We start from the raw sequence: 12,527 nt of genomic DNA, 5'->3' as shown, positions 1-12,527 counted from the left end.
CGATAAAACGCGCGCTGCCGCGAATGGCCGCGCGCCGGTTGACAGAAAGCGCTGCGTTGCCGGGCGCGATGCACCCGGTAATGTTCGACGACGGGCACGCGGCACGCATGCCCGTCGTCATCCGCCACGGTCGGCCGCGCTCAGCGCGTGGCCGCCGTCGCCTTGCGGAGTTTCGCGACGTCCGCCGGTTGCACGGCCGGCGCGCCGTTGTTCCAGCCGGCGCGCATGAACGTCAGCACGTCGGCGATCTGGCGGTCGTTCAACTGGTTCGAGAACGCCGGCATCGGATACGCGGACGGCACACCGCCGATCACGAGCGACTCGCTGCCGTTCAGCGTCACGTTGATCAGCGACGATGCATCGGCCTCGAGCACGTTCGGGTTGCCGGCGAGCGGCGCGAGCAGCGGCGCGTAGCCGCGCCCGTCCACGCCATGGCAATGCAGGCAGTAAGCGTTATACACCTTTGCGCCCGGATCGTTCGCCGGCCGGCCAAGCGAGACCTGCGTCGCCTTCGGATCATAACGGTAAGGCGGCGCGCCCGTGCCGCCCGCCGCCGACAGCGACTTCAGGTAACGGGAAATGGCCGACAGATCGTCGTCGGTCAGTTCCTGCGTGCTGTGGTTGATCACGCTGACCATCGAGCCGAACGCGGTCGCATGGCGGTTCGCGCCGGTCTTCAGGAACTGCGCGAGCTCCGCGTCGCTCCAGCGGCCGAGCCCCGTATTGTGCTCGCCGGTCAGGTTCGACGCGAACCAGTTGTCGATCGCCGCGCCCGACAGGAACGCCGCGCCGCCTTCATCCAGCGCCTTCTCCTGGAAGCCGACGCCGCGCGGCGTATGGCACGACCCGCAATGCCCGAGCCCCTGCACGAGATACGCGCCGCGGTTCCACGCCGCGTCCTTGGCCGGCTTGTCGGCGTACGGCTTCGTGTCGAGGAACACCGCGTTCCACAGCGCCAGCGGCCAGCGCATGCCGAGCGGCCACGGAATCTCGGACGCACGGTTCGCCTGCTTCACCGGCTCGACGCCGTGCATGAAGTACGCGTACAGCGCCTTCACGTCGTCGTCGCGCAGCTTTGCGTACGACGGATAAGGCATCGCCGGATACAGGTGATGGCCGTCCTTCGCGACACCCGCGCGCAACGCGCCCGCGAACTCGGCTTCCGTGTAGCCGCCGATGCCGGTTTCCGGGTCGGGCGTGATGTTGGTCGTATAGATCGCGCCCATCGGCGTGACCATCTTCAGGCCGCCGGCGAACGGCGCGCCGCGCGGCGCGGTGTGGCACGCCACGCAGTCGCCCGCCTTCGCGAGATACGCGCCGCGTGCGACCAGCGCGCTGTCTGCCGGCGCCGTTTGCGCGGCATGCGCCGCGGTGCCGGCCGTCAGCGCGGACAGCGCGATCAACGATGCGCCGAACGTACGTGCGACACGATTCGAGCGGTTCCGGTTCCGGTTCCGGTTCAGGTTCAGGTTCAGGTTTCGCATGGTTCGTCCCTCCCCTCAGGCCGTCTTCAGTTGGCTGCCGACGGGCAGCTTGCGCAGCCGCTTGCCGGTCGCCGCGAAGATCGCGTTCGACAAGGCCGCCGCAGTCGCAGCGGTGCCCGGTTCGCCGATTCCGCCCGGCGCCTCGGCGCTCTTCACGAGATGAACCTCGATCGGCGGCGTCTCGTTGATGCGCATCATCCGGTAGTCGGTGAAGTTGCTCTGCACGACGCGGCCATCCTCGATCGTGATCTCGCCATACAGCGCGCCTGTGATCCCGAAGATAATGCCGCCCTGCACCTGCGCCTCGATCGTGCTCGGATTGACCGCCATCCCGCAGTCGACCGCGCACACGACGCGCTTGACCTGCACTTCGCCCTCGTCCACCGCGACGTCGATGACGATCGAGAAGAAGCTGCCGAACGCGTGCATCACGGATACGCCGCGCCCTTGCCCCTTCGGCAGCGATGTGCCCCAGCCGGCCGCCTTCGTCGCGACGTCGAGCACGTTGCGCGCACGCGGCGTCTTGTCGAGCAGCGCGCGGCGGTATTGCACCGGATCGGTCTTGGTTTGCGCCGCCAGTTCGTCGATGAAGCTCTCGACGACGAACGTGCCGCGCGTCGGGCCGACGCCGCGCCAGAACGCGGTCGGGATGTGGCGCGGCTCCTGCCGCACGTAGTCGACGAGCTGGTTCGGCAGGTCGTACGGCAATTCGGCGGCAACCTCGACCGCGTCGGGGTCGACGCCGTTCTTGAACGCAGGCGGCGCGAAACGCGCGATGATCGACGAGCCGACGATCCGGTGCTGCCATGCGACCGGCTTGCCGTTCGCGTCGAGGCCGGCCGAGATCCGGTCGTAGTAGTACGGCCGGTACATGTCGTGCTGGATGTCTTCCTCGCGCGTCCACACGACCTTCACGGGCGCGTTGACCTGCTTGGCGACCTTCACGGCCTGTCCGATCATGTCCGTCTCGAGCCGCCGGCCAAAGCCGCCGCCGAGCAAATGGTTGTGCACGACGATCTTCTCGGGTGCGAGCCCCGTGATTTGCTGCACCGTATCGCGCGCCCGCGTCGGCACCTGCGTACCGACCCAGATCTCGCAGCCGTCGGCGCGCACCTGCACCGTGCAGTTCACCGGTTCCATCGTGGCGTGCGCGAGGAACGGCTGCTCATAGACGGCATCGACGCGCGTCTTCGCGTTCGCGAACGCACGGCCGACGTCGCCTTCCTTGCGCGCGACGGCGCCCTTGCCGTTCGCCGCGGCCTGCGCGAGATCGGCGACGATGTCCTTCATCGACACCTTCGCGTCCGCGCCTTCGTTCCATTTGACGACGAGCGCCGACGCGCCGCGCTTTGCGGCCCACGTGTGATCGCCGACCACCGCGACCGCGTTGTCGACGCGCACCACCTGACGCACGCCGGGAATCTTCCTCGCGGCCGTCTCGTCGACGCTCGCGACCGTGCCGCCGAACACCGGGCTGTTCACGATCACCGCGTACAGCATACCGGGCAAGCGCACGTCGAGCCCGAACTGCGCGGTGCCGTCAACCTTCTCCGGCGAATCGAGCCGCTTCACCGGCTTGCCGATCAGCTTGAAATCAGCCGGCTGCTTCAACGCGACGTCCTTCGGCACCGGCAGCTTCGACGCGGCATCGGCGAGCTGGCCGTACGATGCGCGCCGGCCGCTCGGCGGGTGCTGCACTTCGCCGTTTTCGGCGCGGCAGGTGGCCGGATCGACGTTCCATTGCTTGGCGGCCGCGGCAACCAGCAGCGTGCGCGCGGTCGCGCCCGCGCGGCGCAGCGGTTCCCATGCGTAGCGCACCGACGTCGAGCCGCCCGTCAGTTGACCGCCGAGCAGCGGATCGAGGAACAGCTTCTCGTTCGGCGGCGCATGATCGAGCGTGACGTTCGACAGCGGCACTTCGAGTTCCTCGGCGATCAGCATCGGCAGCGCCGTGTAGACGCCCTGGCCCATTTCCACTTTCGGCATCACCAGCGTGACCTTGCCGCCGCGGTCGATCTGCACGAACGCGTTCGGCGCGAATACGCCGGCACGCGCGTTTTCGTCCGCATCGCCGCCGATCACCGAGCGCCGCGCGTCATCGCCGGCCGCCGGCATGCTGAAGCCGAGCAGCAGGCCGCCGCCCGCCGCCGCGCCGAGCGACATGCCCGCCTTGAGAAACGAACGGCGCGACACGCCCGCGCCGGCCCGACCTGCCTGGATCAGTCCTCGCGACATGTCAGCTCCCCTTCGCGGCGTGCTTCACGGCCGCGCGAATCCGGTTGTACGTGCCGCAGCGGCAGATGTTGCCGGCCATCGCCGCGTCGATGTCGGCATCGCTCGGGCTCGGGTTCGACGCGATCAGCGCCGTGGCCGCCATCACCTGTCCGGACTGGCAGTAGCCGCACTGGACGACGTCGAGCTCGCGCCACGCGTCCTGAACCTTCTGGCCGGCCGGCGTCGCGCCGACGGCTTCGATCGTCGTGATCTTGCGGCCCGCGACGGCCGCGACCGGCAGCACGCACGAGCGCGCGGCGACGCCGTCGAGATGCACGGTGCACGCGCCGCATTGCGCGATCCCGCAGCCGAATTTCGTGCCGGTCAGGCCGACGACGTCGCGCAGCACCCATAGCAGGGGCATGTCGTCGGGGGCGTCGACCGTGCGGCTCTCGCCGTTGATATTGAGGGTGACCATTCAGCCTCCGGGGCCGGTGTATTGGGGGAAGCGGCGCGACCGGCGCGCCGAGTTGTTCATCGCCGCCGCGCAGTGCACGGCGGCTGCCGCCGGGGCCCGGGGGGGCGAGCCGCGGCGGGGGTTCCGCGCGGGTTATTCGGCCGCGTCGATGCCCGACAGCACCTTGATCACGGGCGGCGCCGAGAACCATTCGGCCGACTTGATGCGAAACGCGGTGAAGTGCGGGCTTGCGAGGTGCGCATCGAATGCGGCCTGGTCGTCGTAGATCTCGAACAGGTGCAGCGCCGGCGAGCCGTCCTGTTCGCGGAACAGGTCGTAGCGGCGATTGCCGGGTTCGGCACGGGTCGCCGTGACCATGCTGCGCAGTTCGGCTTCGACGGCCTGCGCGTGTTCGGGTTTCGGAAATACCGATGCCATCACATAAAGCGCCATGTTTTTCACTCCTTGGGAAACGGAATCGAGCATGCCATAAGCCGGCATCCGGTGACGCCAGCGTGCAGACGGACGCGTCGCCTCAGGCCAGTTCGTCCGGGCCGACGCGCACGACGACCTTGCCGAAGTTCTTGCCGGCGAGCAAGCCGATCAGCGCATTCGGCGCATCGGCGAGATCGGGGATCACGTCCTCGAGCGTCTTCACCTTGCCCTGCGCGACCCACTCGCTCATCTCCTTCAGGAACGGCGCATAGCCTGTCGCATAATGATCGAGAATGATGAAGCCCTGCATCCGGATCCGCTTGCGCAGGATGGTGCCCATCAGCGCCGGCACGCGGTCACGGCCGCTCGACACTGCGGTGTCGTCGTACGCCGCATCGTTGTAATGCGCGATGATGCCGCACACCGGCACGCGCGCGTGATCGTTGAGCAGCGGCCACACCGCGTCGAACACGGCGCCGCCGACGTTCTCGAAATAGACGTCGATGCCGTTCGGGCAGGCTTCCTTCAGCTTGGCCGCGAACTGCGGATCGCGATGATCGACGCACGCGTCGAAGCCGAGCGTGTCCTTCACGTACGCGACCTTGTCGGCGCCGCCCGCGATGCCGACCACGCGGCAGCCCTTCAGCTTCGCGATCTGGCCGACCACCGATCCGACCGCCCCGCTCGCGGCGGCGACGACCACGGTTTCGCCGGCCTTCGGCTCGCCGATCTTCAGCAATCCGGTGTACGCGGTGAACCCCGGCATGCCGAGCACGCCGAGTGCATACGACGGATGCGCGAAGTCGCGGCCGAGCGCAATGAGATCGCTGCCGTCGGACAACGCGTAGTCCTGCCAGCCACCGCCCGCGACGACCAGGTCGCCTTCGCGATACGCGGGCAGGTTCGATGCGACGACGCGGCTGACCGTGCCGCCGACCATCACGTCGCCGAGCTCGACCGGCGGCGCATACGACGGCGCGTCGCTCATGCGCCCGCGCATGTACGGATCGAGCGACAGCCAGACCGTGCGCAACAGCACCTGTCCGGCGCCGGGCACCGGCACGTCGGCGGTCTCGGTGCGGAAGTCGTTCGCGGTGGGCGCGCCGACCGGACGCGCGTTCAGGACGATTCTGCGGTTTGCTGTCTTGGTTTGCGGCATGGGAACCTCCGTCAACAGGAATGGATGTGCCACGGGCACGATCGGATCAATGTTCGACAACCGTGATGCGCGAGGCTGCGGCCGTGCCGGCGAATCAGCCGGCGCAGCCGCGGCCTGGCGGATCAAGCCATCGGACGCCGGCGCGAGTAGACCAGTCGTCTAGTCCACACGGAAAAACAAGGCGCGCCTGTGCGCGCCCGGGTTATGACCGCGCTCCGTCGGGCTCGACGGGCGGCAGGTTCAGCATCCGTCGGGTTTCGAGCATCGCGCGCTCGAGCGGCTGGCGGTTGCGGTGAATCTTCTCCAGCAGCGTTGCGCCCAGCCACAGCTCGTACAGGATCGCGGCCGCATGTGCGGGATCGTCGACGCCGCTCAGCGAACCGTCGGCCAGCCCGGCCTCGATGCCGCCCGCGAGCCGCTCGATGATCTGGCTGGTGCCGCGCCGCAGCACCGCGCGCATCGGCTCCGACAAGTCGGACACCTCCGCGCCGAGCTTGACCGCGAGGCACTTGCCTTCCGGATCGTCCGCGCACTGCGTGTGCAGCCAGTTGCCCCAGTACGTCATCAGGCGCTGCGCGCCCGTGCCGGGCTGATGCTTGAGCAGGTTGTCGAGATGCGCGAGATAGCCTTCGAAATACGACTCGAGCAGCGCCTCGCCGAATGCTTCCTTCGAGCCGAAGTAATGGTAGAACGAGCCCTTCGGGATGCCCGCCGCGGCGAGAATCTCGTTCAGACCGACCGCCGAGAACCCCTTCTGGAGCATGATCGGCTTCGCGGTATTCAGGATGTGATGGCGGACTTCCGCGCCTGAAGATGCATTCATGATGGCGTATCTTAGCAACGATTAGACCGGTCGTCTAGTGACGTCGAGCCGGCAAGTTGAGCGGCACTTTACCCGAATCGCATGGCGTCGCGGGTGCGTTGTCGCCGCACCGGGACGCCCTTTTCAACTCGGGCTTCGGAATGGGCTTCCGGGCGGTCGGCTCCGCCGCGCGCAGACTTCCACCGGCGGGGCGACCGGCGCACGGAGCATCGGGGGCGCGATCAGGTTTTGTCCGTTGATACAGATCAACCGTCCAAGAGCCCGGCACGCGATCATGACGCCATGTCCTGCGCAAGCAGCGGCATCTTCGCTTGCGGCAAGCCCTGCCACCGGCGGCCGCCTTCCCGGGAGAACATCATGATCCGACCGCAATACCGAAGCGCGCTTGCGACGGCCTGCGTGTTCATCGCCCTCGCATCGCTGCTGGGTGTCGTCCACGCGATGCTGGTCGACGAGCGTATCGTCCCGTACGCGATCGTCACGCTGGTTTCAGGCATCGTCGCGTTCGTCGCGCAGCTGAATCCGGCGTCGAGGGCGCGATAGCGACGTACTCGTGTCAAGCGGCGATGCCGGCCGCGCTTGGCGCGAAAGCACCCGCCCGCCCGGTGCCTGTCACGCCCGCCCGCCAATCAGCTCACTTCGATGATCACCTTCAACGCGTTGGTTTGCGCGGCGCGCTGGAACGTGTCGTACGCCCGCTCGACGTCGTCGAGCGAGAACCGGTGCGTGATCAGGCGCTTTGGATCCAGCCGCCCGGCGCGCACCGTCTTCAGCAGCATCGGCGTGCTGACCGTATCGACGAGCCGCGTCGTGATCGAGATGTTCCGATCCCACAGCTTCTCGAGGTGCAGGTCCGCCTTGACGCCATGCACGCCGACGTTCGCGACCACGCCGCCCGGCGCCACGAGCGACGTGCACATCTCGAACGTCGCCGGAATGCCGACCGCTTCGATCGCGCAATCCACGCCGACGCCGTCGGTCAGCCTCATTACCTCCGCCACCGGGTCGCCGCCGCGGCCATCGAAGCAGTCGGTCGCGCCGAACTGCCGTGCGATCTCGAGCCGGTTGCTGTCCGGGTCGATCATGATGATCCGCGCGGGCGAGTAGAACTGCGCAGTCAGCAACGCCGCCAGCCCGATCGGCCCCGCGCCGACGATCGCGACCGAGCAACCCGGCTGCACCTTGCCGTTCAGCACGCCGCATTCGAATCCGGTCGGCAGGATGTCGGACAGCATCACGAGTGCGTCCTCGTCCACACCTGGCGGAATCCGGTACAGGCTGGTCGACGCATGCGGGATGCGCACGTACTCGGCCTGCGTGCCGTCGATCCGGTGGCCGAGAATCCAGCCGCCGGTCGTGCAATGCGAATACAGCCCGCGGCGGCAATACTCGCACCGGCCGCACGACGAGATGCATGAAATCAGCACGTGATCGCCCGGCTTCAGCGAGTCGACCGCGACGCCGACCTGCTCGACGATGCCGACGCCTTCATGGCCGAGAATGCGGCCCGGTTCGCACGTCGGCACGTCGCCCTTCAGGATGTGCAGGTCGGTGCCGCAGATCGTCGTGCGCGTCACGCGCACGATTGCGTCGGTCGGCGACTGCAATTCAGGCTTGGGCCGCTGTTCGAGCGCCTTGCGCCCCGGGCCGTGGTAAACGAGTGCTTTCATCGCTGTTACTCCATCGAAAAGGTGGCCTGTTCGGTCATAGGCACCGGCGCATGCCGATCCTGCGCCAGCAGCGCCGCCAACGCGCAGGACGCGACCCGGACGGCCACGCTGTCGGCGCGGCTCGTCAGCACGATCGGGACGCGCGCGCCCACGACGATGCCCGCGTTCGCGGCGCCGCCCAGGTATTCGAGCTGTTTCGCGAGCATGTTGCCCGCTTCGATATCGGGCACGACCAGGATGTCGGCGCGGCCGGCAACCGGCGAATCGATCCCCTTGTCGCGCGCGGCGCGCAGCGATATCGCGTTGTCGAACGCGAGCGGGCCGTCGACGATCGCCCCCGCGATCTGCCCGCGCTCGGCCATCTTCGCCAGCGCCGCCGCATCGAGCGTCGAACGCATCGCCGGATTGACGGTCTCGACCGCGCACAGCACGGCCACCCGCGGGCAGGCAACGCCCAGAGCATGCGCGACGTCGACGGCGTTCTGCGTGATGGCCGCCTTCTGCGCGAGATCCGGTGCGATGTTCACGGCCGCGTCGGTCAGGATGAAGGGCCTCGGATACGCCGGCGTTTCGATCAGGAAGCAGTGCGACATGCGCTTGTCGGTGCGCAGCCCCGAACCGGCGGCGACAACCGCACCCATCAGCTCGTCCGTATGCAGGCTGCCTTTCATCAGCGCGCCGGCGCGGCCGGCCGCCGCGAGTTCCACCGCGCGGGCCGCTGCCGCATGACTGTGCGGCACGTCTTCGATCATCCATTTCGACAGATCGACACCCGCGTCGTCCGCGACGCGCAGCACCTTTGCGCGCGGCGCGACGATCAGCGGCTCGATCGATGCCCCCAACGGCGAAGCGGCGAGCGCCGCAAGCGCCGCGACACTGGTCGCGTCGCACGGATGCACGACGGCCACGACGAGCGCCGGCGCGTTGCATGCACGCGCGATCAGCGACGGCAATGCGCCGTCCGCACGCGGCAACAGGCCCGGCAGGCGCGCGCCATCGGGTGCATCGGCATACGGATTGCCGTTCATGTTTCGAGCACGTAGGTGCCGGGCGCCGCGCCGAGCCCGGCGGCCGGCGTGCGGGCCGGCACCTCGCCCGACGAACGCTCGTGCAGCCAGTCGCGCCAGCATGTCCACCACGATCCGTCGACTGCCGCCGTTTCCCGCACGAAGTCGTGCCGGCTGCGGTACGGCGCGCCGGGCTTGCGCGTCGCTCGGCGGTAGTGGCGTCCCGGATGACCGGGTTCCGACACGATGCCCGCGTTGTGGCCGCCCGACGTCAGCACGAAGGTCAGCGCGTGGTGCGTGAGCAGATGGAGCTTGTAGACGGAGCCCCAAGGCGACACGTGATCGCGCTCGGTGCCGACCACGAAGGTCGGCACGTCGATATCCGACAACGCGACCGGCCGCCCGTCGACGCAGTAGCGGCCGGCCGCGAGATCGTTGTCGAGAAAGAGCCGCGTCAGGTATTCCGAGTGCATGCGATACGGCATGCGCGTGGTGTCCGCATTCCACGACATCAGGTCATTCGGCTTCGTGCGCGTGCCGAGCAGGTATTCGCTCATCATCCGCGACCAGATCAGGTCGCGCGCATTCAGCAGCTGGAACGCGGCCGACATCTGCGCGCCGTCCAGATAGCCCTGCCGCCACATCAGCGCATCGAGCGCGGACAATTCGCTCGCGTCGATGAACAGGCCGAGTTCGCCGGGTTCGCTGAAATCGGTCTGCGCCGCCAGCAACGTGATGGATCGCAGTGCTTCGTGTTGCCGGCCGTCGCGCGCAAGGGCCGCCGCAACGATCGCCAGCAGCGTGCCGCCGAGACAATAGCCGACCGCGTGAACGGCTCCGCCGCAGACCGACCGGGCGGCATCCAACGCCGCCATGCATCCGTCGCGCAGATAGTCGTCGAGCCCGAAGTCGCGCGCCTCCGCGCCGGGGTTGCGCCACGACACGGCAAACACGGTGTAGCCCGCATCGACCAGGAAACGGATCAGCGAATTGTGCGGCTGCAGATCGAGGATGTAGTACTTCATGATCCACGACGGCACGATCAGGATCGGCTCGCGCGCGACACGCGCCGTGGTCGGCTCGTACTGCAACAGTTCGCACAACGCATTGCGCCAGACGACGCGCCCCGGTGTGATGGCCACGTCGCGCCCCGGCAGATACGTCCGCGCGTCATGCGCATGCGTGCCGCCGGCACGCTCGAGCAGCGCCTTCGCATCCTCCAGCCAGTTCAAGGTGCCTGCCGCGAGATTCGCGCCGCCGCTGGACATCGTCGCGTCGAGCACGACCGGATTGGTCGCCAGGAAATTGCCCGGCGAGCACGCGTCGAGCCACTGTCGCGCAGCGAATCCGACCAGTTCCTCATGGTGCTGCTCGACGCCCGGCACGCCGTGCGTCGCGTCGCGCCACCAGCGTTGAATCGCCAGGAAGCTGTCACGGTATACGTGAAACGGCCAGCCGGCCCACGCGGGCGCCGCGAAGCGCGGATCGGCCTGCCCCGCGTGCACGGCCAGCCCGGTCGGGTCCGCCTCGCCGGCCTCGGCCTCGCACTGGTCTGCTGCCGGTGCAACGGCGGCCACGCACGCCTGCATCGCGAGTTCGAAGCATTTCCCCGGCGACACCGCGAGATGCGCGGCCCAGTCGAGCGTGGCCAGCGCCAGCGACACGGGCGACAGCCCGAACGTCATCGCCGCCACGTTCGCATGCGCCGCGCGGTTCCATTGTTCCGCGGGCGTCGTACCGGCTTGCGGGCATTGGGTCGCGCTCGACTCGGGTTCGACCGCGCCCGATGGCCGTATCGATTCGTTCCCGCGCGGGGCGCGCGTGACGGACGCTTTCATCAGAATCTGCTCCGGAAAACCCCGCCTTTTCCCGAGGGACTTCCTTCGGGTCGTATGGCGGGAAGTGGCGTGGGACGACGTCAACGCATGTGCATCCCGCCATTGACGTCGAATTCCGCGCCGGTCGCGAACGCCCCCGCGTCGGAACACAGGAAGGCGACGAGCGCCGCGATTTCGTCGGGATCGCCGAGGCGGCCGACCGGAATCTGCGGCAGGATCTTCGTGTCGAGCACGTCTTTCGGCACCGACTCGAGCATCGCGGTCGCCAGATAACCGGGCGCGACCGTGTTGACCGTCACGCCGTGGCGCGCGAGCTCGAGCGCCAGCGCCTTCGTGAAGCCATGGATGCCGGCCTTCGCGGCCGCGTAGTTCGCCTGCCCGTATGCGCCGCGCGAACCGTTCACCGAGCCGATGTTCACGATGCGCCCGAAACCGGCTGCGATCATGCCCGGCACGAACGGCTTCGTCATGTTGAAGATGCCGTCGAGATTGGTACGCAGCACCGCATCCCACATGCTCTTGGTCATCTTCACGAAGGTGGCGTCGTGCGTGACGCCGGCGTTGTTGACGAGCACGTCGACGTGCCCGAATTCGGCCAGCACGCGTGCCGCGCACTGCTGGCACGAATCGTAGTCGGCGATGTCGACCTCGAACGCATGGAACGTGCGGCCCGCTTCGCGTTCGTGCGTGAGCCACGTCGCGACGTGGTCGTTGCCTTCCGTGTGCGACACCGCCACCGTCATCCCGGCCTCGAGCAGGCGACGGCTGATTGCGGCGCCGAGGCCACCCATGCCGCCGGTGACGAATGCGACACGATCAGCGCACATGGCCGTTCTCCGATGCGCCGGCCATGCCGTTCAGGCGCCGGGCGCCATCCGGCGCACCGTTACTCGCGCCAGCCGCGTCCTCGATCCCGTGCTCCAATGACGTCATCCAGTCCGCCCACGGCATGCTGGCCTCGTTCACCACCGCCAGTCGTCCCAGATCGGGCAGCCAGTCGGTCTGAAAACGCGACAGCGCACCCGCACCGTATTCGCGCAACCAGGTACGCCATACGCCCGCGCTCTCGTACTGCGCGCGCATGCACAGCTCGGTGGCGTCCTGCCAGATCGCGATGCTCGCGATCGCATAGTCGCGCATCACCTGCCGGGTTGCCTCGCCGAAGGCCGTCCACTCGTTCGTGTCCGCCAGCGTCTGCTGCAGCTGGTGCACCGCCGAGCGGTCACGCTCGATGCGCCGCCCTGCCAGCGCATGCCATTCGTGCTGCCAGTCGCTGTTCAGCTCGACCATCTGCAGCGCGAGATCGCAGCCCGCGCGGCAAACGTCGTTCGGTGTCGTCAAAGCGTACGTGCTCATCGGCTGCCCTCTTTCGATCCGGTCAATGGGTCGGCATCACGCCGCATGCCGCGTGCCCGGGATCGGCATTGCGACCGTTTCACT

General features: G+C 68.1%; 12 protein-coding genes. 1 reads left to right on the top strand and 11 read right to left on the bottom strand.

Features of this window, described 5'->3' with window-relative positions:
* Positions 1-140 precede the first annotated feature (140 nt).
* The 6 genes from ACP26O_RS28575 to ACP26O_RS28550 form a co-directional block, all read right to left on the bottom strand.
* Positions 141-1,484, bottom strand: a complete 1,344-nt coding sequence (locus tag ACP26O_RS28575) for a c-type cytochrome (RefSeq protein ID WP_244098907.1) — start codon at positions 1,482-1,484, stop codon at positions 141-143.
* A 15-nt stretch (positions 1,485-1,499) separates the two neighbouring features.
* The gene (locus ACP26O_RS28570; protein ID WP_175662768.1) at positions 1,500-3,719 is read right to left on the bottom strand and encodes a xanthine dehydrogenase family protein molybdopterin-binding subunit; all 2,220 of its coding nucleotides are present in this window, start codon (positions 3,717-3,719) and stop codon (positions 1,500-1,502) included.
* 1 nt (position 3,720) lies between these two features.
* Positions 3,721-4,176: a (2Fe-2S)-binding protein gene (locus ACP26O_RS28565; RefSeq protein ID WP_011658833.1), complete on the bottom strand. Its 456-nt coding sequence runs from the start codon at positions 4,174-4,176 to the stop codon at positions 3,721-3,723.
* 132 nt (positions 4,177-4,308) lie between these two features.
* Positions 4,309-4,608: a putative quinol monooxygenase gene (locus tag ACP26O_RS28560; protein ID WP_138848869.1), complete on the bottom strand. Its 300-nt coding sequence runs from the start codon at positions 4,606-4,608 to the stop codon at positions 4,309-4,311.
* Positions 4,609-4,690: 82 nt separating this feature from the next.
* On the bottom strand, positions 4,691-5,749 hold the full coding sequence (locus ACP26O_RS28555; RefSeq protein WP_126225409.1) for an NADP-dependent oxidoreductase: 1,059 nt from the start codon (positions 5,747-5,749) through the stop codon (positions 4,691-4,693).
* Between the two features lie 202 nt (positions 5,750-5,951).
* Entirely contained in the window at positions 5,952-6,572 is a 621-nt protein-coding gene (locus tag ACP26O_RS28550; RefSeq protein WP_175662769.1) for a TetR/AcrR family transcriptional regulator, read from the bottom strand.
* Between the two features lie 357 nt (positions 6,573-6,929).
* Here ACP26O_RS28550 and ACP26O_RS28545 point away from each other — a divergent pair, with 357 nt between their 5' ends.
* A complete protein-coding gene (locus ACP26O_RS28545) occupies positions 6,930-7,115 on the top strand; it encodes a DUF2964 family protein (RefSeq protein WP_006752850.1) in 186 nt (61 codons plus the stop codon).
* Positions 7,116-7,201: 86 nt separating this feature from the next.
* Here the strand turns inward: ACP26O_RS28545 and ACP26O_RS28540 are convergent, their stop codons facing one another.
* The 5 genes from ACP26O_RS28540 to ACP26O_RS28520 form a co-directional block, all read right to left on the bottom strand.
* On the bottom strand, positions 7,202-8,242 hold the full coding sequence (locus tag ACP26O_RS28540) for a zinc-dependent alcohol dehydrogenase family protein (protein ID WP_175662770.1): 1,041 nt from the start codon (positions 8,240-8,242) through the stop codon (positions 7,202-7,204).
* 5 nt (positions 8,243-8,247) lie between these two features.
* On the bottom strand, positions 8,248-9,270 hold the full coding sequence (locus ACP26O_RS28535; protein WP_175662771.1) for a bifunctional enoyl-CoA hydratase/phosphate acetyltransferase: 1,023 nt from the start codon (positions 9,268-9,270) through the stop codon (positions 8,248-8,250).
* Positions 9,267-11,087: a PHA/PHB synthase family protein gene (locus tag ACP26O_RS28530; protein ID WP_175662772.1), complete on the bottom strand. Its 1,821-nt coding sequence runs from the start codon at positions 11,085-11,087 to the stop codon at positions 9,267-9,269. The genes ACP26O_RS28535 and ACP26O_RS28530 overlap by 4 nt, the downstream gene beginning before the upstream one ends.
* An 80-nt stretch (positions 11,088-11,167) precedes the next feature.
* Positions 11,168-11,914, bottom strand: coding sequence for a beta-ketoacyl-ACP reductase (locus ACP26O_RS28525; protein WP_165753105.1), 747 nt, complete (start codon positions 11,912-11,914; stop codon positions 11,168-11,170).
* Positions 11,904-12,443 (bottom strand): hypothetical protein, encoded by a 540-nt coding sequence (locus ACP26O_RS28520; RefSeq protein ID WP_175662773.1) that lies wholly within the window; start codon positions 12,441-12,443, stop codon positions 11,904-11,906. Before ACP26O_RS28520 ends, ACP26O_RS28525 begins: the two co-directional genes overlap by 11 nt.
* Positions 12,444-12,527: the final 84 nt, after the last annotated feature.

The sequence above is a fragment of the Burkholderia sp. R-40 genome, from assembly GCF_049942845.1.
GTDB lineage: Bacteria > Pseudomonadota > Gammaproteobacteria > Burkholderiales > Burkholderiaceae > Burkholderia > Burkholderia ambifaria.
The sequence above is the reverse complement of the archived record's forward strand: the minus strand, read 5'-3'. Positions and strand labels throughout refer to the sequence as shown.

Bases quoted from the DNA above. Each gene is read 5' to 3' on its own strand.
- ACP26O_RS28575 (WP_244098907.1), bottom strand. From the start codon at position 1,484: ATGCGAAACCTGAACCTGAACCTGAACCGGAACCGGAACCGGAACCGC.
- ACP26O_RS28570 (WP_175662768.1), bottom strand. From the start codon at position 3,719: ATGTCGCGAGGACTGATCCAGGCAGGTCGGGCCGGCGCGGGCGTGTCG.
- ACP26O_RS28565 (WP_011658833.1), bottom strand. From the start codon at position 4,176: ATGGTCACCCTCAATATCAACGGCGAGAGCCGCACGGTCGACGCCCCC.
- ACP26O_RS28560 (WP_138848869.1), bottom strand. From the start codon at position 4,608: ATGGCGCTTTATGTGATGGCATCGGTATTTCCGAAACCCGAACACGCG.
- ACP26O_RS28555 (WP_126225409.1), bottom strand. From the start codon at position 5,749: ATGCCGCAAACCAAGACAGCAAACCGCAGAATCGTCCTGAACGCGCGT.
- ACP26O_RS28550 (WP_175662769.1), bottom strand. From the start codon at position 6,572: ATGAATGCATCTTCAGGCGCGGAAGTCCGCCATCACATCCTGAATACC.
- ACP26O_RS28545 (WP_006752850.1), top strand. From the start codon at position 6,930: ATGATCCGACCGCAATACCGAAGCGCGCTTGCGACGGCCTGCGTGTTC.
- ACP26O_RS28540 (WP_175662770.1), bottom strand. From the start codon at position 8,242: ATGAAAGCACTCGTTTACCACGGCCCGGGGCGCAAGGCGCTCGAACAG.
- ACP26O_RS28535 (WP_175662771.1), bottom strand. From the start codon at position 9,270: ATGAACGGCAATCCGTATGCCGATGCACCCGATGGCGCGCGCCTGCCG.
- ACP26O_RS28530 (WP_175662772.1), bottom strand. From the start codon at position 11,087: ATGAAAGCGTCCGTCACGCGCGCCCCGCGCGGGAACGAATCGATACGG.
- ACP26O_RS28525 (WP_165753105.1), bottom strand. From the start codon at position 11,914: ATGTGCGCTGATCGTGTCGCATTCGTCACCGGCGGCATGGGTGGCCTC.
- ACP26O_RS28520 (WP_175662773.1), bottom strand. From the start codon at position 12,443: ATGAGCACGTACGCTTTGACGACACCGAACGACGTTTGCCGCGCGGGC.